This window comes from Streptomyces sp. NPDC007856 (genome assembly GCF_042868225.1).
In the GTDB taxonomy this organism is placed as follows: Bacteria; Actinomycetota; Actinomycetes; order Streptomycetales; family Streptomycetaceae; genus Streptomyces.
On sequence record NZ_JBIAEC010000013.1, the window covers coordinates 55134 to 74683 of the forward strand.

The following is a 19550-nucleotide window of genomic DNA, read 5'->3' on the forward strand; positions in this document are numbered from 1 at the left end:
GAGCTCAGACGGCGGTACGGGTACCTGCCCACCGAGCGGACCCACGGGAGCGTCGCAGCCGGCAGGCGGAAGGCCATCCGGGGCAACGAACTCGGCCAGTAGCGCGCCCGCCACCACAGGCCCGACGACGAAGCCTCGCCGTCGAAGTCCGGCCCGCCATGCCCGACGGCCGACCCACCCATGTCCGATGACCTACGCCGACCCGCCCAGCCTCCACTGCCCGCGCCGCGTCCCAGCCCACGATGCTCAGCACCACCGTGGCGCAGGCGTCCCTCATCACAAGACGCGCCGTACACTCGCCACCGTCAGCGGTGAGGCAGGTCCGACAGGGAAAGAAGCGAGGCAACGTGCCCGCCGGCGTCCGCTGGAACCGGGCACGTTCGCCCCCCTGCCGATCACGTGTGAGCCCCAGCAGGGTCAAAGCCGACGACCGCGCACGAAAGCCGATCCGTGGTGCGGCGACCGTAAGCGGTGTCATCGCGGCGCACTACGGCGTCCCGTCCGGCTCCATGCTCGCTGACAACGAGCCCCACCGCAGCACGGTGCGCGCGGCGTAAAGGCGAGCAGCGGGCCCGGTGGAAGATCGAACGTGTCCGCAAGTGACCTCGCGCGAGTGCCCACCCTGGCGTCAGCAGTGGCACCCGCACCCGTCGGGGTGTCTCCTGCGGACCACAGGCCAGCTCGCGCGCCGTGGAGAATCGCAGCTCGCCGTTGGCGCCGGTGACCACGGAACTTCGGCCGGTGGGCCGGGAAGGTCGTTCATGGTCCATCGCATGGCGGCTCCTCCCCGGCGCCAAAGCTAGGAACCGGTATGAGGCGGAACCCTGTGCCCGGCTCTCCTACCAGGCAATTTACATAGAACTTAGCTGTTTCTGGAGCTTCTCACATCCATCGTGCGATGCCGAATCCGGTCGGACCGGCGACCCTGAAGACACGATCGTCGTGCTGTCATCGAGGTGGCTGCCATGCCTGCAAGAACAGGGTGGCGGTGCATGGTGACGGCTGCAGCCGCATGCGCGGCCGCGACCGTACTCGCCTCGCCGCCCACCGCCGCCGCGCTGTCCCGCGCGCCCGCCGGACCCTCCGGATCCACCAGCGGAACATCGGCCCCCGCCGTCGACTGCCAGGTCACCAAGTGTGTCGCCCTGACCTTCGACGACGGGCCGACCCGATACACGGCGCCCATCCTCGGGACACTGGAGCGCCGGCATGCCGTCGCCACGTTCTTCCTCATCGGACCACGGGCTCTGCGGTACCGGAACGTCGTCCTCAGGGAGCAGCGCGACGGTGATGCGATCGGCGATCACACGGTCACCCACTCACGCCTCACCCGCCTCCCGCTCGCCCGGATCGAGTATGAGCTGAACACTGCGGCAGCGCAGATCGCCTCTGTCACCGGGCATCGCCCGACCCTCTTCAGGCCCCCCTTCGGAGCCTTGAACGACAAGGTGCGGTCGGCGGCCGGTGCGGCGCGGCTGTCGGTGGTGATGTGGAACGTCAGCGCCAAGGACTGGAAGAACCACAACCCCCACCTGATCGAGCACCGGGTGCTGACCCTCGTACGACGGGGCGCGATCGTCGTCCTGCACGACCGGTACGCGACCACCCCGCCGGCGGTCCCCACCATCGTCCGCACCCTCCAGTCCCGTGGCTATGCCCTGGTCACGGTGCCCCAACTGTTCGCCACGTCCGGAGCCCTGCGCCCCGGGCTGGTGTACGACCACCGTCCATAGCGGAGGGTGCGAGCAGCCCTCACGGGGGCCGGAGACCGTCACGGTACGGGCGGGACGGGTGGGCATGAACCGGGTTCATGTCGAGTCTCAAGCAGCCTCGTGCTCAGGCTGCACGCCTGTTGTCGACAACTGGGCCGGGGTCGTGATGACCGCGGTGCCGTCGGTGAGACGGACGAGGAGGTCGGCCTGAGCCGTCAGGCGGAGGTCGTGGGTGATGAGAAAGGTCGTGCGCCCGGCGATGAGGCGGCGAAGCGGTGCCATGATGCGGGCGGTGGAGGCATCGTCGAGTCCGGCGGTGGGTTCGTCGAGGATCAGCACGGGGGCGGTGCGGAGCATGGCGCGGGCGAGTGCGATCCTGCGGCGTTGGCCGCCGGAAAGACTGTTGCCCCGTTTGCCGACCGGGGTGTCGTAGCCCTGGGGCAGCGCAGTGACGAAGTCATGGGCGTCCGCCGCGTCGGCGGCGGCGAGTACGTCGGCTTCGGTGGCGTCGGGGCGGCCGTAGGCGATGTTGTCGCGGACCGTGCCGTCGAAGAGCATGCTGTCCTGCGGAAGTAGGGTGATGTGGCGGCGCACCTCGTCGAGCGGGAGTTCGGCGATGTCCCGGCCGTCGAGGAGGATGCGGCCTCGAAACGGCTCGTGGAAACGCAGCAGCAACTTGGCGAGAGTGGACTTGCCGGTGCCGCTGGGTCCGGTGACCGCGACGAGCAGGCCGGGTGCGATGTCCAGGTGCACCCGTTCCAGCACGGGGTGCCCGCTGCCGGCATACGAGAAGCCGACGTTCTGGAAGGTGACAGCCCCGCGGACCGGTTCGGCGAGCGGCGGGACGTCCTCGCGGGGCGCGGCGTCGGGGAGGGGTCCGGTACGCAGCACCTCGATGAGGCGTTCGCAGGCGGCGGTGGCGGAGGAGGCGCTGACGACGAGCTCGCCAAGTTCCTGGAGTTTGGGGTGGAGATAGCCGAGGAAGGCGGCGAAGGAGAGCAGGCCACCGACGCTGAGGTGGTGTTCGGAGATCTGCCAGGCGCCGGCGCCGATCACGGCCAGCACGCTGAGCGTCTCGACCAGTTCACCCATCGGTCCGTACACCGACGACAACCGGATCTGCCGCAGGCCGGCGCGCATCCAGTTGCGCCCCTCGCGGTGCACCTTGCTGCGCTCGGCCTGCTGCCGACCGTAGGCCTGCACCAAGGGCATGTTGGCCAGGCTCTCCTCCAGTAGGGAGGCCAGCCGGCCGTTGCTGTCACGTTCAGCGCGGGTCGCGGAGCGCATCAGAGTGCCGAACACCCGGGCGCCGAACCAGATCAACGGGGCAGCGGCCAGCGTGATCAGGGCCAGCTGCCAGCTGGTCCAGAAGGCCGCCGCAGCGAACACCGCCGCGCCGACGGCGGAGGTGATCAGTTCGACGGGCGCGGAGGCGACCAGTGACTCGACGGACTCGATGTCTCCGGTCAGCCGGGAGACCAGGTCGCCGGTGCCGAAGCGGTCCAGGGCGTCCGGCGGGACCCGCTGGAGGTGCTGGAAGACGCGGTCGCGCAGGCCGAGCAGAAAGTGCTCGCTGGTCCATCCGGCGAGATAACCGCCCGCCGCGGAGGCGACCGCACCGGCCACTGCGAGCCCCAGCCAGAAGGCGGCAGGCTCCCAGAAGGCAGTGAGGTCGCCGGGAGTGAGGGCGTCATCGGTGACGACACCGACGATCCCGATCGCGCCCGCGTCGCACCCGGCGGACACCAGCAGCAGCACGGCGGACGCCAGGATGGCCGCGCGGTTGACGCTGACCAGCGGCCAGAACGTCCGGAACGCAGCCAAAGGGGAGATACGGGCGTGCCGGATCCGGGACGAGGCGCTGGCCGCGGGGCCCGCCCCGGATTCGGCCACGGGCACGGTGGCGGGTGCTGCTGTGTGCATGGCCGGCGCTTCCTGGGCACTGCCCGATCCGACGGCGTGCCGGGATCAGTCGCGCACCTGTGCTGCACGAACAGACCCCGGCACCGCCTGCCTGTGTGATTCTGTTCCGCGGCGCCGTGCTACTTGGCAGCGGCCTTCTTGTGCTTGCGGTGATGGTGCTTCTTCTTGTGGTGCTTGGCCTCGCCGGCAGCGCCGCACTCCTTCTTCTTGGCCTTCTTGGCCAGCATGATCTTGGCGAAGGACATGTCGACATCCCTTCCTGACAGATCGTCAAACAGCTATGGTCGCCGCTGACTTCGTTTGTGCGTTGCATCCGTGAGTACGGAGGCGGCTGACGCCTCGCTCAAGAAGAAAAGTGAGCGTTGGGCTATGTTCCCTTACCAGTTCCACGCCCGGGAATGCGACGAAATACTTGTGAAGAAGTGCTCGCCCTGATACCACACCCGGCACGCTCTCCTGTGGCCCGAGGGACGACGAGGGGCACGTACACCCCACCGGGCTCGGCATGTGGAGGGCGTGAGCCAAGCGGGACTCGACGGTGAACTGAGGCAAACTCTCGGCGTCGTGGAAGCTGAGCTCGTGGAACACTCGATGCCGCGACCGGCCGAGCACGCATCCCCAAGATGTGTCACGGGGAACCCTGCGCCGGCCGGGGCCGTTCGCTCGTCACACCGCAACGCTGCTCCCGCTCCGCCCGGCCTGTCGCTCCGTCGGCGCCCCTCTGACTTGCCGCCACTCCGCATCCACACACCCCTTCGCGGACGCGATCAGCGCTCCACGGCTCCTCCACGGCCAGGACCCGAACCATCCATGCGCGGTCGGCGACTGCTCCGGAAAGAAGAGCCAAACCGCCGACAGCTCGGCGTAACCGGCGGTAACTTCTTTGGCGTTCCCGACCGAAACCGCTTTCCCCCAGGAGACACACCCACATGCGCAGACTCCTCGCCTGCCTGGCGGCGGCAGCCGCCGTCCTAGGCGGGCTCACTGCGGCTGCCCCCTCCGCCGTGGCCGCCGATTCGGGCACCTTCAGCGTTCTCACCTACAACGTCGCCGGACTGCCCGAGGGCCTGTCCAGCGCGCCGACGCCTCGCGAGTCCAGCACCACGGCGATCGGTCAGCGGATCGCGCCTTACGACATCGTCCACGTCGAGGAGGACTTCAACTACCACTCCTATCTGTACGCCGGCGACACCGCGCACACCTACCGCACCCCCACCAGCGGCGGCGCGGGCATCGGCAGCGGGCTCAACACACTGTCGAAGATCCCCTACGACGTGGACGACTTCGAGCGGGTGCACTGGCGCTCCTGCCAGTACGACTCGGGCGACTGCCTGACCCCCAAGGGTTTCACGTTCATGCGCGTACGCCTCACCGAGGGCGTCTACGTCGACTTCTACAACCTGCACACCAACGCCGGTACCAACGACGGTGACCTCGCCTCCCGTGCGGACAACCTCAGCCAGCTCACCGACTTCATCAAGACCCACTCCGCGGGCAACGCGGTCGTGGTCATGGGCGACACCAACACCCGCTACACCCGCACCGGTGACACCATCGCCGAGTTCGCCTCCGCCAACGGCCTGACGGACGCCTGGGTCCAGCTGATACGGGGCGGGACTCCGCCCGCCAAGGGCAGCGATGCCCTCGTGTGCGACCAGTCCGGGACGACCGTGCCCAACACCTGCGAGGTCGTCGACAAAATCCTCTACCGCGGCAGCAAGCTCGTCTCGCTGAACGCGACGGCCTACAACAACGAACACACCAAGTTCCTCACCGACAACGGGCTCATGCTCTCCGACCACGACCCGGTCACCGTCGGCTTCTCCTGGTCGCGCAGCGCCGCCTTCCAGCTCAGTGACCAGTTCGGCGGCCCGCACGGCGACTACTTCGACGACATCGACGCCGTACCGGCCGGCGGTCACGCCACTACCGTCGCCCTGCGCAGCGGTGCCCGCGTCGACCAGATGAGCCTGACCCTGGCCGGCGGCACCACCCTGACCCACGGCGGCACCGGGGGCACCGCCTCCTCCCTCACGTTGGGCAGCGACGAGTACGTCACCTCCGCCTACCTGTGCCAGGGGCAGACGGACGGCCACAGCCGCATCTTCTACGCCAGGTTCACCACCAACCTGGGACGCGCCCTGGCCGGCGGCACCACGACCTCCGACTGCGTCACCCGCACAGCTCCCTCCGGCTGGCAGATCGCCGGCTTCCACGGCCGCTCTGGTGACGAGGTCGACAAGATCGGCTTCATCTACACCCAGCGCTGATCCGGGCCACGGGCGTGGCCGGAGTGCACAGACTTCGCCAATGATGTGCGAGGTGATTGACGCGCGCATGGCCACGCCTACGGTCTGAAGTCAGATACAGAGGTCAGGCTGGAGTACCGGTGGGTCAGCCGCCCTGAAGTGTCTGCTGCAGCCAGTCGAAGACCACCTCGCAGTGCTGCCTGGGCGCCATCGGCGAGCAGTGCAGCTGCGCGCCGGTCGCTGCGGTGAGCTTCACGTATTCCTTCGGGGCCGTCAGCTTGTCGAACATCTCGTGCGCCTGGCCGGGGTAGAACTGTTCGAAGTCGTAGTCGAGGACCAGCGTGGGTGCCTTGATGCGGCCCACGACGTCTGTGATGTCCAGCGACTTGATGAGCTTGGCGGGGGTGTAGAAGTCGGTGAACAGTCTGCCTTGGCGAGCGGCGAGTATCGCCGGCGCGGAGAAGGGTTCGAAGCGTTTCTTCACGGTCGCCGCCTCAGCGGGCGACAGATGTGGGGCAACGTCCTTGTTCCAGACGTTGTTGGTCTCTTGTCTGTCCGGAGTGAGAATCTTCCGTAGCTCCCCGAAGCCCAGCCAGGGATCCAGGCAGCCGGGCATCGCGACCACTGCTGCGATCCGCTGTTCGAAGGCCGCGGCCCGGGGAGCCAAGTCGCCCCCCATGCTCAGCCCGGTGAGAGCGATTTTGTCCGCGTCCACGTCAGTACGGGCGGTCAGCCAGTCGACGAGCGGCGTCACAACCGTCTCCCAGCGAGCGCTGAACACCACTTGGTCCAGGAAGATCATCTGTCCCTGGCCAGGACCCTCGTAGACGAGTGCATTCCAGTCCCGGGCCAGCGCGGCGGAGACACCGTACGTCCACATGTCGACGTTCTGTCCATCGCTGCCGTTGGTGAGGATGACGGTGGGGCGCCGGTGTCCTGATGCGTCGGGGCGGAACAGCCACACGGGCAGCGGAGTCCTCCCATACGGAACACTTGCTGTCACCGGTGCCGGGTCGCACAGCTTGCAGAAGCTGTCCCAGGCGGCACGGCAGGCCTTGTACAGCTGCTCCTCGCTGCCCGGGTCCTTGGAGCCGAGGACGAAGAAGAGCGCCTGGGAGTAGTACTGCGAAGCTCTCAGCGCCCGGAAGCGCGCGGTCTCCCGGTCGGGTTTCCCGCCCTCGGGCGCTTTCATCAGACGGTCGCCGAGCTTCCTGAAGGTCTCGACGTACACCTGTGCGGACGGACCGGCCTTGTTGATCGCGTTCACAGCCGTGAGCACCTCGCCCACGTCGCCGCTGCCCTGGTCGGACCCGCCGAGCGCCAAGAGGCCGTTGAAGTTGAGCTCCGGGTTGCTGAACAGGGTCATCGCTCCCGGCGTGGGCCCGCCTGCCGAGGGGGAGGCCGTCCCCGAGGCGGGAACCTGCTCGGAGGAGGCCTCCGTGCTGGTGCAGCCCGCGGCCAGCAGCGCGGCCCCCGCCACGCCGACGAGCCCGGATAGGGCGCCGCGCCGTCCTGGGCGGAGGACCTGATCTGGCGGAACGTGGCTCATGCCTGCCCAATGTATGCCCGAGCTCCGCTCGGCCCGCCGCACGACGCCCGCAGTTGCCCCTAAAAGCCGATGCCCCCAGCTGTCGCCCCGCAACAGCAGGTAGGTGCGGCCAGGCGCTTCAACTGCCCCACCGGTGGGCAAGGCGGTCCGCTGCAACGGACAGCGGCACAGCAGCGGCCCGGAGTACATGGCGGCAGTCGGTGAGGGTTGGGCAAAGCCCACGGAGGCGAGAAACACGAACGCCTGGGAGGACAACGGAACGGTGTCCATCCGCTCACCCGCCTGACGGCGCCGCCCGCACAGCCGCCAAAGACGTCACCGGAGCAGTACGCGGAAGGTGGGTCTCCGGTGTGGTCCAAGACGAGTATCAGGACTACGTGATGGCCGGACGGCCAACGAGCAGCTCACCAGATAGGCATCCCTGGACGGTACTGCCCTTCCGGGCTTGACGAGCAAGCCGGATCACGGAACTGCGGCCAGAGCCGTTTTCAAGAATCGCCATCAAGGCCACCCTCATCGCGTCTATCGGCCGCGGCGTTCGCGCCCTGGCCGAGGTCGTTACGCTCGGCCGGACTCTGAAGAAACGAGCCGCCGATGTGCTGGCCTACTTCGACCGTCCCGGTACGTCCAACGGTCCCACGGAGGCGATCAACGGCCGCCTCGGACACCTCCGCGGGCGCAACTGCCCCTTCAACCGTGAAGAGTCCCTTTGAACACCGGTCAGTCCATGAGGAGCACGAGTTTGCCGCGCACAATCCCGGCTTCGCCGACGCGGTGCGCGTGAGCCACCTCGATCAAGGGGAAGGTCTGGCCGACCTGCACGGCGAATCGTCCAGTTGCGGCCATTTGAGCGACCTGGGCCAGCGCGTAGGTGGCGCGGCCGGTGTCGCCGCTACTGAAGCGGATGCCCGTCTGCTGCGCGCCACGGAAGTCGGCGACCGCGATCACGTGCTCGGGCGCGCCCACGAGTTCCACGAGTTCGGGAAGAACGCCGCTGCCGGCGACGTCCAGTGCGAAATCGACACCCGCCGGCATGATGGCCCGGACTCGTTCCGGCATCCCGTCGCCGTATGCCACCGGCTCGGCCCCGAGCGAGCGGAGGGCATCGTGCGTGGCTGGACTACCCGTACCGATGACCCGCGCGCCGCGCTCCACGGCGAGTTGGACAGCGGCGCTCCCAACGCTGCCGGATGCCCCGTTGATGAGCACGGTGCTGCCCGCTGTGACGCCAAGCTGGTCGAGCGAGCGCGCCGCGGTCTCGGCTGCCGCGGGGATCGCCGCAGACCTCGCATAATCGAGCGAGCTGGAGATCGGGGCCCAGTAGGACAAGACGGCCAACTCCGCTTGGGCGGCTCCGTATGGTGAGGCTCCGAAGACCCGGTCACCAACCGCGACATCCGAGACATCCTCGCCGACCTCGTCAACGATACCCGCGGCCTCGTAGCCCAGGGTCTGTGGCAGTTCCTGGTCCATCAGGCCCTGACGCTTCTTCCAGTCGCTGGCGTTGATCCCCGCGGCACGGACCTTGATCCGTACCTCTCCGGCACCGGGATGGGGATCGGGGAGGTCAACGATCTCAAGAACCTCCGGGCCGCCGAACCGGCTGAACTGTGCCGCCCTCATGACGCACTCCTTCCGCGGAAGGAGTGGCGGATCGTCCGATACCGCGTGTGCGCGTACTCTCTGTCCGGCTATCTGCTCGGCCCCAGAGCACGTTTCTACTCCGATACATCGACCCTACGTCATGACCGCCCATGCATGGCGAGCGGCCTCCGGGGCCACCTCGCCCCGCACAGCCCGCCGGCTCCCATGCCTGCGGACAGGAGAAGGCGCGGCTGTAGAGAACGCGAGATCCCTACTCGAGACCGGCGGCTTCAGACCCCGGCTACCCGCCAGTTGTGATGAGCCCCTTATTGAAGGATCAGAACTCGCCGTGGGCCATAAGGAGTTGCAAGAGCGCTTCGGCATCACACGGGCGGCGGGTTCGGGTCTGGACCCCTGAGGTCAGGCGGTGGCCTCGACCAGCCGCTTCATGCCGGGCTGGTCGGTCACGCAGCCCACCAGGCCGAGCGTCCGGGCCAACGCCAGGTCGCGTTCGTCGTTGACGGTCCAGGCCATCACATCGATGCCGGCGGCCTCGCACTTGTCCACGATGGCCCGGTTCAGCTGGCGCAGCTCCACGCTGACCAGGGTGGAACCGACCTTCTGGGCGCGGCCGACGAACGTGTCGCGGTGCGCGCTGGGGCCTGCCACCAGCACGGTGCGGGCCTGTGGCAGCAGGTTGTGGATCTCGATCAGCGCCGCGTCGTGGAACGACAGCACCGAGACCCGGTCCAGCAGGCCGCGGTCGGTGAGCACCTTGGCCAGCGACCGGGCGGCGCCCACATCCTTGATCTCCGCCTGGATCGGCAGCGTCGGCCCGACGGCGTCCAACACCTCCCCGAACGTGGGGATGCGCTCACCGAGGCCGGCGTCGAGCTTCTTGAGCTCCCCCAGCTGCTGGTCGGCGATCGGACCGGAGCCGTCCGTCGTGCGGTCGAGGGTCTCGTCGTGCATGACGACCAGCTCGCCGTCCCGGCTCAGGTGCAGGTCCAGTTCGATGCCGTCCAGCCCCTCGCGTTCGGCCCGCAGGAAGGAGCGCAGGGTGTTCTCCGGCTCGGCGGCCATGACACCGCGGTGGCCGATGGTGAAGAAAGACACTCGGTTGCCGTCCTTGGGTGTGGTGGTCCGGGGCAGGCACACGGGCGGCGGGCGACCGTCCGTCGGAGTGCCCAAGCCTACGGGGGCCCGTCGGGCCAGGTGCAACGCTCAGCAGCGCAAGGGGGACCCTACGGTGTCGCCAGGGCTGTGCGCTCGGCTTTCTCCAGCCAGTCGGTGTACCAGCGGGCGAACCTCACCGGCGAACCCTGGTCGTCGAGGAGCGGGGTGAGGTCGACGTCGTCCACCCGGCAGTCGGACCAGATGGTGTCTCGGTGGCTGCCGCTGATGATCAGCCACTCTCTTTGGGCGCAGCCCAGGTGGGAGATCACGATCGCGCCAGCGGTGCGCTCCGGGGCGAACATGACGGCTTCCCACCGCTCGTCCCACGCCTCGATGGCGTCGTCGAAGTCCTCGATGTCGTCGAAGTCCTCGATGTCGTCGAAGTCCTCGATGTCGTCGAAGTCCTCGATGTCGTCGAAGTCCTCTTCCTCGGGACGTTGGGCAAGAGCATCGTTGACCAGCCCCGGGTCCGGACCCTGGTCAGGAAACGGCTCGGCAAGCCTCGACAGGTCAGCAAGGTCCGCGCCGTCGCCCTCCCAACGCCAACGGCCCTGCACGCGCCGAACCGGGAACAGGCCGTACGCGGGGCCGGCACCGCCCGAGCCGACGTGGAGCAGGAAGTCCCGGTACTCCTCCGGCAGCCTGACGCCTATCTGAGACTCGAGTTCGGCAAGCTCGCCCTGGGTGAGTGGGTCCTCCAGGACCCACTTGTGTCCCCCAGTGCCCCGAAAACCTTGCTGCTCGTCGGCCCTGCACCAGCCGCCTCCACCCGCTGACGTACGTCCACCCACCACTGATCAGTCATGCGCAGACCGTACGCGCCGCCACCGACACCCACGGCGCGAGGCCCCCCTGCTACCTCCAGCGCCTGCGCGACGGCCCTCCTAGCTAGGTGCCGACGCGCCCGCCCTGCCGCCCGGGCACCGAGCTGGGCTGCCTCGACTAGGCGCGTATCGGGTCGTGATCAATGAGCATCGCAGCTTCCGGGACGGGTGCCCGTCTGGGGTACGGGGCGCGGCGGTCTGCGGCTCCGCCATGTGGGCGCGAGTGACCGGAAGCGTTGCCGCAGGCAGGCAACGGGGCCCGAGGGCTCCGGCCGCGTGCCCGCCGGGATGGTGTGTCAGAGCTTGGCGAGCCGGTCCACCAGCAGCTCCAGCCTCGGCTCGGCGTCCTTGGGCAGCAGGCGGCCGGCTCGGGTCAGGGTGGCCAGCCCGTGCAGGGCCGCCCAGAACACCTCGGTGAACAGCCCCGGGTGGACGCCGTCCCCGGCGACCTCGGCGAGGCACTCGAGCAGGGCGGCGAAGGCGTCCTTCAGTGGCTCCGGGGTGTCCTCCTGCGCGTACGCCAGGCCACCGTCGAGCTGGAACAAGGCGTCGTAGACCGCCGGATTGCGCTCGGCGAAGTCGAGGTAGGCGCGGGCGAGGGCGGTGACCCGGGTGCGAGTTCCGTCCGCGGCGGAGGTCGCGGCCCGCAGCGCAGCGGCCATCTCCGTGGCGCCCTGAAGGGCGACGGCGCCGATGATCTCGCGCTTGCCGCGGAAGTGGCTGTAGAGGACGGGCTGGCTGTATTCGATGCGCTCGGCGAGCCGGCGGGTGGTGACCGCGTCCCAGCCCTGCTGCTCGGCGAGTTCGCGGGCCGTCGCCACGATGAGGCGCTCGCGCTCCGCCCGTTCGCGCTGCTTGCGTTCCTGTACCGACATAAATCGATCCTAGCATCACTAGACAATCGAGCGGCAGCAGCACTAGCGTTGCCTCATCAGCTAGCGACGCTAGTTCAACGGAGGGATCGTCATGCTCAACGCACTCGAGGTCGTCACCACCGTGATCGTCGGTCTGATGGTGGGGGTGGAGTTCTCCGTGGCCTTCATCATGAACCGGATCCTGGACGCGCTTCCCGAGGAAAGCGGCCAGCTCGGCCACGCCCACGGCGGCCGGATGCTCGGCGCCCTGATGCCGTTCTGGTACATAGGCTCGCTCGTCCTCAGCGCGATCTGGGCCGTCGCCGGATGGCACCACCACGGCGCCGGACTCGTCGTCACCGCCGCCGGCCTGCTGATCCTCAGCGTGGTCATGTCGATGCTGCTGCTCGTCCCGATCAACAACCGAAACAAGACCTGGACCCCCGACAACCGGCCCGCCGACTGGAAGCAACAGCTGCACCGCTGGAACCGCTACCACTACGTCCGCGTCGCCGTCATCATCGCCGCCTTCACCCTGCTGGTCGCCGCCCTCGCCTGATACCACCGCTGCCCCGACACGCACTGGTTCGCCCCTGTATATCGACGGCTTTCGCCCCGTCGGGGTGAGCCCCGAGAGGGCTTCGGATTTCTGACCCCGCGGGCCGACGCCGCGCCGGAGGCGCGCAATCCCCACTCCCCCGGGGGGCGGCTGACCACCGAAATCCCGACATCCGGGGGTGCAGCTGCCGCTCAAATCCCACAACGGCGATCCCCGCAAGCTACGCCCCTCGATCAGCCGCGTCCATGCGGCCTGATCAGGCCCCACACGACTCACCGGGCCCCACGAAGCTCACCAAGCTGACGAAGACGCGCAAGGAGAAGAACCATGTCGCTGAAGAAGATCAACACCGTCCTGGTCGCCGCCTTCATCCTCTTCATCCTCTGGTTCGGGATGGAGTTCATCCTGAGCCCGGAGACGACGGCGCCGGGCTTCGGCCTGCCGAGCTGGCCGTCCGGCGATGGCGACGGCTTCCTGATCATCAAGGGAATCCGCGACGTCGTCTTGGCCCTGGTCCTGGGCATTCTGCTGGTGACGGGCCACCGCCGGGCGCTGGGCTGGGTACTGCTGGTCGAGGCCCTCGCCGCGTACGGCGACATGGCCACCGTGCTGGCCCACCACGGCTCCGTGGCCACCGCGCTCGGCGTCCACTGCCTGACCGCGACACTGATGGTGGTCAACGGCCTGCTGATAATGCGCGAGACCCGCAAGGTCGCAGCCGCTCCGGCAACACCCGCCCCGCAGCCCGCCTAACGCCACCTTGGCGCGTGTCGGTGTTCACCTGTCAGCGCCTGCCGGGAAAGGCGAGGCGCACGATCTTCTTCCCAGTGGGCGGCGGGCTGGTCCCGTTTCTCCGGGATGGCGCAGCGCGGCCCCCCTGCCCCGATTCCCATAAACGGTCGTTTGCCGACGCCTACGGAACGCCGCCCCGGCCGAGTAGCTCAGCGGGTAGAGCGCCCCTACCTGCGCGGCGGAGGTCGCGGGTTCGAATCCCGCCTCACGATCGCCGCACCGATCTTGATTTCGGGCATATCTTCTTCTCGGCGAATCGTCAGGTCTTGCGCACGGCGCCGGTGAAGCCGGCGATGAACAGGGTGGCCGACGCCCACGCGGCCAGCTGCAGCAGCCAGCCCGCGACGGTGAGGGTCTGCCCTGCGCGGGTGCCGGTGGGGGCGCACAGGTCCTGCGCCCCCGTCTTGACCACCGGCAGACCCAGATCCAAGCCCACGCCGACCCGCTCCACGACGCTGCAGGGCGTCGTGCGTGTGCTCGCGCGGGCGGTGTGCTCCAGGCCGCCGCCCGGCCCGCCGAGGATGACCGCCAGCGCGACCGAGCTGGCGAGGACGGCGAACAACAGCAGCAGCGCTCGCCAGGGTTGATAACCGAAGCCGAGGGCCAGCCCGGTGAATCGGGCCCAGGCCCGGTCACGCCGCCGAAGCCCGCCGCGGTCGATCTGGTCCCGCCGCTGTGCCATGAGAATGTCCCGCACCTCGCTGTCGTGACCGGCCGCCCGGTGGACGGCGGCCAACTGCTGGTACGGCTGAGCGGAGTAGCCGGGCGTGTGGTCACGCAACAGCTCCAGCCACCGGGACAACCCGACCGGCGCCGGCAGGTCCGCGTAGGTCAGCCCGTCGATGCCGACCAGGGCCCCTGTGGCCTGACCCGACCGCGTCACCCCGCTGGTGTCCAACCACAGCGAACCTTCGACCGACACGCCGTTCAAGGCGAGCACGGAGTGTCCGGCGCCGGTTGCCCGGAACCCGGCGCGGAGGAACACGGCTCGGTCGACCCGCAGACCGTCGGCGTACAGGGCCGGTCCGGACATGTTCTCCAACCGCGCCTCGTCGCACTCCAGCAGACCGAGGTGGGCATCGACCAGCTGGACCACGCCGGTTGCCCGGAACCCGGCCCGGAGGAACACGGCTCGGTCGACCCGCAGACCGTCGGCGTGCAGGGCGGGACCGGAGGTGTTCTCCAGCCGCGCCCCGTCGCATGCCAGCCGACCGAGATGGGCGTAGGCGAACCGGACCGTGCCCTGTTCGCCGACGCCGGTGGCCCGGAACCCGTCGCGCAGGAACACGCTGTGATCGACCCGCAGAAACTCGGCGTGCAGGGCGGGACCGGACGTGTTCGCCAGCCGCGCACCGTCGCAATCCAGCAGACCGAGGTGGGCGCCGAGTAACCGGACCGCGCCGGAAGATGTGTCGGCGTTGGCAACCGCTCCGCGCATCGTCATCGCCGGCGCGGTGAAGCGTGCGGCGTCAACCGGTGGGTCGTGCGAACCCGCGGGGTGCCCGAAACAGGAACCGTCCAGCACGAGGCCGGGCAGCTGGCTGTCGCACAGGTTCAGACCGTCGGGGACGAAGCAGTCGACCAGCTCGACCCGCAGATCGCTGGTGATGTTCGCCAGGTCGACGCGGCCGGTGATGCGCGCCCCGCGCAGCCGCAGCCCGTGCGGGTCCGCCTCGATGTCCCGGCGGCCGCGGACCAGGTCACGGATCAGCGCCGCCGGGACGGTATGAGTGCTGTCCCAGGACCGCATCGCGGCCACGTCGACCGGCCCGTCACCGGCCAGGTCCAGCATCTCGCCGTCGCGGACCGCGTCGAGCAGGCTCTGCTCCAACCAATCGGCTGCCACCCGAGCATGCTGGCCTGCCCCACCGCACGACGGCAAGCACGCCGACGCGAGGCACCGTTGAGCCCGCTGGTCGTCTTCAGGCGGCTTCTGCCATCACGTAGCCGTGGGCGACGTCGCGGCATTCGGCGGGACGGTTCTTGCGGTGGGTGAGCCGTCGTGTCATCAATGTGCTGGCGGGCCAGGTGATCCGCGACTCGCTCATCTCGGGCAACCGTTTGTAGTCGCGACAGTGCCGTCGAGCCCGCATGATCCACGACCAGGACCGTTCCACTGCCCACCTGCGCGGGAGCACGACGAAGCCCTTGGCCTCCGGTGGGCGCCGCACCGTCTTGACGGTGATGTCAACGCACGTCTTCGCCCAGGGCACCAGACCGTTCTTGGCGTAGGCGGTGTCGGCCCGGACGATGGTGATCTCCGGGTGCAGCAGGGCCAGACGGAACAGCAACTGCCCCGCTACCGCTTTGCCGTCATGGGCTGCCCAACGTCGTCGGCCGCGCGGCGCGGGCGGGGCAGGGTGGCGAGCAGCGGGAGTTCGAGCCGGAGTCCATGTCGAGGCGGAAGGTGCCGTACGGGTTGATGTTCGACCAGAACAAGGCGGTCAGCCCGCGCCGGTCCTCGTCGGTGAGCTTCTTCGCCCGGGCCGGTTCGGCGAGGACCCGCTGAAGCAGCAAGGTGTTGACGTGCACGGGCGCGGACTGGAGCAGGTGCAGCGCGAGCATCGACGTCTCGGCGTGCTCCTTGTCCGGCCCGGTCAGGGCGTCGCCTCGCCCCAGCCCAGCCCGAATTCCCAGCCGATGCCAACCCTTCCATTTACCCGCCCGCTACACGGGCGGTTGGCTGAAGGCCCTGGATGACAGTGGATTCGTCAGCGCTACATCGGGGCGTCATCCGCGCCTCTTCAGACAATCAGCGTGTGCTGATGCAGAAGGGGTGCCCAGCCGAATCAGTGAGGACCCGCGCCTTGTCCCCGTGAGGTTGGTGATCCGGCTTGCCCGCACCCATCTCCAGCAGCCGGGCCTCGGCTTCATGCAGAGCCCCCTCGATCTTGAAGCAGATGTGAAGCTGCTGGGGAACGATCTGATCAGGCCAGCTCGGAGCCCGGTAATCGTCGACCCGTTGGAAACCGATGAACAGTCCGTACTCACCGTTGAGACCCGCGAAGTCTGCGTCCGACTTCGGATGCAGCTCAAGGCCGGTGGCCTGCTGATAGAACGCCGCCAAAGCCAGGGGATCGGGGCAATCGAGCGTCACAGCAACCAACTTCATCTGCAGGGGCATGGCACCTCCGGGCCGGTCGATCCGCGATCAACACCCTAAAGGCGGCTGAGCGACGGATGGCGAAGCCAGGCCATGTCATGGTCCGGATCAGGATCAGCCACCAAACAGCTTCCAATGGCCCTCGGACACTACTTCGACGGCGCCGTCGGCCACCTTGATGGCAGTCTGCTCGTCAATCGCATACGCCGGACCCGCGATCCCGGCCGCCCATCGTTCTGCCGCGGCCAAGGTGTTCTCCGGACAAGCCGGATGATCCAGGTGCGGGAAGATCGAAAAATCAACCAGGCCCAGCGTGCTGTCGCCGCCGGTGGGCGGCTTCCCGCCCATGAATTCTTGCCCGATGCGGGGGGTCATCACCGTGCTCCCGGCGCTGAGTCCCACATACACGGTGTCGGGCAGCGACGGCAGGAGGTCAGCCAGCCCGGATTCCCGCATCCAGTGGCACAGGTACAGCGCGTCACCGCCATTGACCAGCAAGACGTCGGCCTCCCTGACCCAGGAGACCCAGCGCGCTTCGTCGATGCTGGGCAGCGCGGTGAGCTCCAGCACGCCCACTGACTCCCACCCCAGCTCGGGCATGGGGCTGGGAGATCGTCCGCTGATGAATCGCCATGGCCCAGCCGGATCGGCGTACGGGCCCCCATACCCCGCGGTGGGAATGCACAGGGCGCTGGACTCGGCAATCGGCTTACCCAGCAGGCCGACCAGCGCATCCTGGATGCTCGCGTTCTTGATACCGGAGTCGGTGAGGAGAAGCTTCATATGTCCTTCCCGAGGTACTGGCCGCACGCGTCAACAGCCAGCCGTTCGCCAACACATCACGGCCGCCACCATGTCATGGCTACATCAGGAACAGGTACTCAACTTGTCTTCTAACCTCCCTGCGCTTGGGTCTGCGGGCGCCTCTCCGGTGGGTCGTGGTTTCTGATCACGCTGAAGGGGAGAGCTGTTCGCGCACCCATTCGGGATCGGGGTTGGTGTGTGGCTGGCCCGCCACGACGACGGTCGGCACGGTCTCGTTGCCGTCGTTGGCTGCTCTCACCGCTGCGGCAGCTGCCGGGTCGCGCCAGATGTTGACCCAGTGCAGCTGGCGGGCGCTGCGGCCCAGCCGGATGCGCAGTCGTATGCAGTACTTGCAGCCCGGCCGCCAGAAGACGACGGGTCGGCCGTCGACCGCGCTGCGGCGTTGTGCCTCCTGCGCACCGATCGACCTGGGGAAGATCAGGGGTGAGTTCACGCCGGCGAGCGCCAGGAACGCCAGCAGGAGTGCTGCGGCTGTGCCGGGGCTCCCTTTGAAGATCTGCCCAGTCGCGACGGCTGCGCCGCTGAGCACAAGCAGCATCGGCAGGATCCAAGCACGCATCATGGATGCAGGCTATCGATGAGTCGAATTGCTCCTCGAACTAGGTCGTTCACCTGGGTGTTCGCCGGACGCTGAGGTGGCCTTCGTCTGATCATGTGCTCCGACCAAGGATGCACGTGACCACGACGAAGGCCGTGAAGGTGAGTCTGCTGCCTGATCATGTCCCGGGGGAAGCGTTCGCGAAAGCGTCACGCTTCCGGGAGGACCTATTCGGCTGTCTGACCGCTCGCGGGGACGAACTGTTCGACCTCACGGATGCGTTGCTGTGTGCGGACGGACCGGTGACCTCGCCGGTGGACCTGACGCTGGTGACCGAGCGCCGACGCGGGCACGGCGCCATGTACGACGCACTGAACAGCGGAAACGTGGACGTGCCCCGGCTGCGGCAGGTGCTGGCCGGCCTGACCATGCCGCAGGCCGCCGACGGCCGCCCGGTCCTCGCCGTCGACATCCGCAACTGGCTCCGCCCCGACGCCCCGACCAGCGCGGACCGTCTGTTCTGCCACGTCTACGGCCGCAGCGGACGGTCCTCGGATCAGTTCGTGCCCGGCTGGCCGTACTCATCGGCGGACTGACCTACAACTTCCTGCCGTTCATGGTGCTGCCCGTGTCCGTGGCCCTGGAGCGGGTGGACGCCAAGGTGATCGAGGCCTCCACCGACCTGTACGCCTCCCGGGCGCAGACCTTCTGGCGCGTGGTGCTGCCGCTGTCCCTGCCCGGGGTCTTCGCGGGCGTGCTGCTGACCTTCGTGCCCGCCTCCGCCGACTACGTCAACGCCGGCATCCTCGGCGGCCCCTCGACCACCATGATCGGGAACATCATCCAGACCGAGTACTTCACCAACCTCGACTACCCGGCCGCCGCCGCCCTGTCTTTCGTGCTCATGGGCGCCCTGCTGCTGGCCGTGTTCGCCTACGCCCGCGCCCTGGGCACCGAGGACGTGCTGGAGGTGGCCGCGCGATGACCACGCAGACCGTCGCCCCCGCCCAGGACACGGCCGCGGCCCGCTGGCCGCGCACCGGCCGCCGCCCGCGCCGCCGTCCCACGCTCACCGTGTACACCTGGCTGGTGCTGGCCTGGCTACTGCTGCCGATCGCCGTCATGGTCCTGTTCGGCTTCAATGACACCCACAGCAAGGTGAACTTCACCTGGCAGGGCTTCACCCTCACCTGGTACCGCCACCTGTTCGCCATCCCCAACCTGACCTCCGCGTTGGTCAACAGCCTCACCATCGCGCTGGTCGTCACGGTGGTCGCGACCCTGCTGGGCACCCCGATCGGCCTGGCCCTGGGCCGCCACCGCTTCCGCGGCCGCGGCTCCGTGGACCTGCTGTTGTTGGCCGCCATCGCCGCCCCCGAAATCGCCCTGGGCGCCGCCCTTTTGTCACTGTTCATCGTCCTCGGCGTGCCCCGCGGCTACTGGACCATCGTCCTCGCCCACGTGGCGTTCTGCATCCCGTGCGTGGCCATCACCGTACGGGCCCGCATGGCGGGTGACGACCCGACGCTGGAGGAGGCCGCCCGGGACCTGGGAGCCGGGCCCTGGACGGCGTTCCGGCTGGTCACCCTGCCGATGCTGCTGCCCGGCGTGGTTTCCGGCGCCCTGCTGTGCTTCGCCCTGTCCATCGACGACTACGTCATCACCAGCTTCAACGCCGGCCGGACGGTCACCTTCCCGCTGTGGGTGTACAGCGCCAGCCGTACCGGTGTGCCCCCGCAGGTCAACGTCAGGGGAACGCTGATCTTCGTCGGCGGCCTGATCATCGCCGGCGCGAACGTCCTGTTCTCCCGGCGCCGCGCGGCCTGACCCCCGGTCCCCCCCGCCCCCAGGACACCGGCCCG

General features: G+C 68.5%; 19 protein-coding genes and 2 pseudogenes. 8 read left to right on the forward strand and 13 right to left on the reverse strand.

All coding sequences use genetic code 11. The features are described from left to right. The first annotated feature begins 992 nt into the window (after nucleotides 1-992). Nucleotides 993-1733 carry a polysaccharide deacetylase family protein gene (locus ACFYOH_RS28580; RefSeq protein ID WP_388631154.1) on the forward strand — a complete coding sequence of 247 codons (741 nt, stop codon included), beginning with the start codon at nucleotides 993-995 and terminating at the stop codon, nucleotides 1731-1733. Nucleotides 1734-1820: 87 nt separating this feature from the next. Here the strand turns inward: ACFYOH_RS28580 and ACFYOH_RS28585 are convergent, their stop codons facing one another. Both ACFYOH_RS28585 and ACFYOH_RS28590 read right to left on the reverse strand, forming a co-directional pair. After that, a complete protein-coding gene (locus ACFYOH_RS28585; protein WP_388631157.1) occupies nucleotides 1821-3635 on the reverse strand; it encodes an ABC transporter ATP-binding protein in 1815 nt (604 codons plus the stop codon). A 119-nt stretch (nucleotides 3636-3754) separates the two neighbouring features. Next, entirely contained in the window at nucleotides 3755-3880 is a 126-nt protein-coding gene (locus tag ACFYOH_RS28590) for a hypothetical protein (RefSeq protein ID WP_351620475.1), read from the reverse strand. A gap of 684 nt (nucleotides 3881-4564) precedes the next feature. On the opposite strand from ACFYOH_RS28590, the gene ACFYOH_RS28595 reads away from it, so the two are divergent. After that, nucleotides 4565-5905 (forward strand): jacalin-like lectin, encoded by a 1341-nt coding sequence (locus ACFYOH_RS28595; protein ID WP_388631162.1) that lies wholly within the window; start codon nucleotides 4565-4567, stop codon nucleotides 5903-5905. Nucleotides 5906-6029: 124 nt separating this feature from the next. Here ACFYOH_RS28595 and ACFYOH_RS28600 read toward each other — a convergent pair whose 3' ends face one another. Continuing rightward, complete coding sequence (locus ACFYOH_RS28600) at nucleotides 6030-7433, reverse strand: alpha/beta hydrolase family protein (protein ID WP_388631165.1); 1404 nt, start codon at nucleotides 7431-7433, stop codon at nucleotides 6030-6032. A 539-nt stretch (nucleotides 7434-7972) separates the two neighbouring features. Here ACFYOH_RS28600 and ACFYOH_RS28605 point away from each other — a divergent pair. Further along, nucleotides 7973-8110: pseudogene (locus ACFYOH_RS28605) on the forward strand (transposase); the annotation flags it as partial. Nucleotides 8111-8153: 43 nt separating this feature from the next. Here ACFYOH_RS28605 and ACFYOH_RS28610 read toward each other — a convergent pair. The 4 genes from ACFYOH_RS28610 to ACFYOH_RS28625 form a co-directional block, all read right to left on the reverse strand. Further along, entirely contained in the window at nucleotides 8154-9056 is a 903-nt protein-coding gene (locus tag ACFYOH_RS28610; protein WP_388631168.1) for an NADP-dependent oxidoreductase, read from the reverse strand. A 381-nt stretch (nucleotides 9057-9437) separates the two neighbouring features. Beyond that, on the reverse strand, nucleotides 9438-10133 hold the full coding sequence (locus ACFYOH_RS28615; RefSeq protein WP_388631170.1) for a glycerophosphodiester phosphodiesterase: 696 nt from the start codon (nucleotides 10131-10133) through the stop codon (nucleotides 9438-9440). Between the two features lie 128 nt (nucleotides 10134-10261). Further along, entirely contained in the window at nucleotides 10262-10984 is a 723-nt protein-coding gene (locus ACFYOH_RS28620; protein WP_388631172.1) for an SMI1/KNR4 family protein, read from the reverse strand. A gap of 329 nt (nucleotides 10985-11313) precedes the next feature. Next, nucleotides 11314-11892 (reverse strand): TetR/AcrR family transcriptional regulator, encoded by a 579-nt coding sequence (locus ACFYOH_RS28625; protein ID WP_388631174.1) that lies wholly within the window; start codon nucleotides 11890-11892, stop codon nucleotides 11314-11316. 91 nt (nucleotides 11893-11983) lie between these two features. On the opposite strand from ACFYOH_RS28625, the gene ACFYOH_RS28630 reads away from it, so the two are divergent. Both ACFYOH_RS28630 and ACFYOH_RS28635 read left to right on the forward strand, forming a co-directional pair. Beyond that, a complete protein-coding gene (locus ACFYOH_RS28630) occupies nucleotides 11984-12430 on the forward strand; it encodes an anthrone oxygenase family protein (protein ID WP_388631176.1) in 447 nt (148 codons plus the stop codon). Nucleotides 12431-12757: 327 nt separating this feature from the next. Continuing rightward, the gene (locus tag ACFYOH_RS28635; RefSeq protein WP_388631178.1) at nucleotides 12758-13183 is read left to right on the forward strand and encodes a DUF4267 domain-containing protein; all 426 of its coding nucleotides are present in this window, start codon (nucleotides 12758-12760) and stop codon (nucleotides 13181-13183) included. Between the two features lie 298 nt (nucleotides 13184-13481). Here ACFYOH_RS28635 and ACFYOH_RS28640 read toward each other — a convergent pair whose 3' ends face one another. The 6 genes from ACFYOH_RS28640 to ACFYOH_RS28665 all read right to left on the reverse strand — a co-directional run bounded on the left by ACFYOH_RS28640 (nucleotide 13482) and on the right by ACFYOH_RS28665 (nucleotide 17712). Next, entirely contained in the window at nucleotides 13482-15068 is a 1587-nt protein-coding gene (locus ACFYOH_RS28640) for a hypothetical protein (RefSeq protein WP_388631181.1), read from the reverse strand. 76 nt (nucleotides 15069-15144) lie between these two features. Next, complete coding sequence (locus ACFYOH_RS28645) at nucleotides 15145-15513, reverse strand: transposase (RefSeq protein ID WP_388631184.1); 369 nt, start codon at nucleotides 15511-15513, stop codon at nucleotides 15145-15147. A gap of 22 nt (nucleotides 15514-15535) precedes the next feature. Beyond that, nucleotides 15536-15859 carry a Tn3 family transposase gene (locus ACFYOH_RS28650; RefSeq protein ID WP_388631707.1) on the reverse strand — a complete coding sequence of 108 codons (324 nt, stop codon included), beginning with the start codon at nucleotides 15857-15859 and terminating at the stop codon, nucleotides 15536-15538. 115 nt (nucleotides 15860-15974) lie between these two features. Beyond that, nucleotides 15975-16346 carry a VOC family protein gene (locus tag ACFYOH_RS28655; RefSeq protein WP_388631186.1) on the reverse strand — a complete coding sequence of 124 codons (372 nt, stop codon included), beginning with the start codon at nucleotides 16344-16346 and terminating at the stop codon, nucleotides 15975-15977. A gap of 93 nt (nucleotides 16347-16439) precedes the next feature. Then, the gene (locus ACFYOH_RS28660) at nucleotides 16440-17108 is read right to left on the reverse strand and encodes a Type 1 glutamine amidotransferase-like domain-containing protein (protein ID WP_388631189.1); all 669 of its coding nucleotides are present in this window, start codon (nucleotides 17106-17108) and stop codon (nucleotides 16440-16442) included. 166 nt (nucleotides 17109-17274) lie between these two features. Continuing rightward, nucleotides 17275-17712, reverse strand: a complete 438-nt coding sequence (locus ACFYOH_RS28665; RefSeq protein ID WP_388631191.1) for a glutaredoxin domain-containing protein — start codon at nucleotides 17710-17712, stop codon at nucleotides 17275-17277. 107 nt (nucleotides 17713-17819) lie between these two features. Between ACFYOH_RS28665 and ACFYOH_RS28670 the strand changes: the two are divergent. The 3 genes and pseudogenes from ACFYOH_RS28670 to ACFYOH_RS28680 all read left to right on the forward strand — a co-directional run. Beyond that, nucleotides 17820-18272 (forward strand): annotated as a pseudogene (locus ACFYOH_RS28670) (transposase); the annotation flags it as partial. A gap of 32 nt (nucleotides 18273-18304) precedes the next feature. Beyond that, nucleotides 18305-18673: an ABC transporter permease gene (locus ACFYOH_RS28675; protein WP_388631194.1), complete on the forward strand. Its 369-nt coding sequence runs from the start codon at nucleotides 18305-18307 to the stop codon at nucleotides 18671-18673. After that, on the forward strand, nucleotides 18670-19515 hold the full coding sequence (locus ACFYOH_RS28680) for an ABC transporter permease (RefSeq protein WP_388631197.1): 846 nt from the start codon (nucleotides 18670-18672) through the stop codon (nucleotides 19513-19515). The genes ACFYOH_RS28675 and ACFYOH_RS28680 overlap by 4 nt, the downstream gene beginning before the upstream one ends. The last annotated feature ends 35 nt before the right edge of the window (nucleotides 19516-19550 follow it).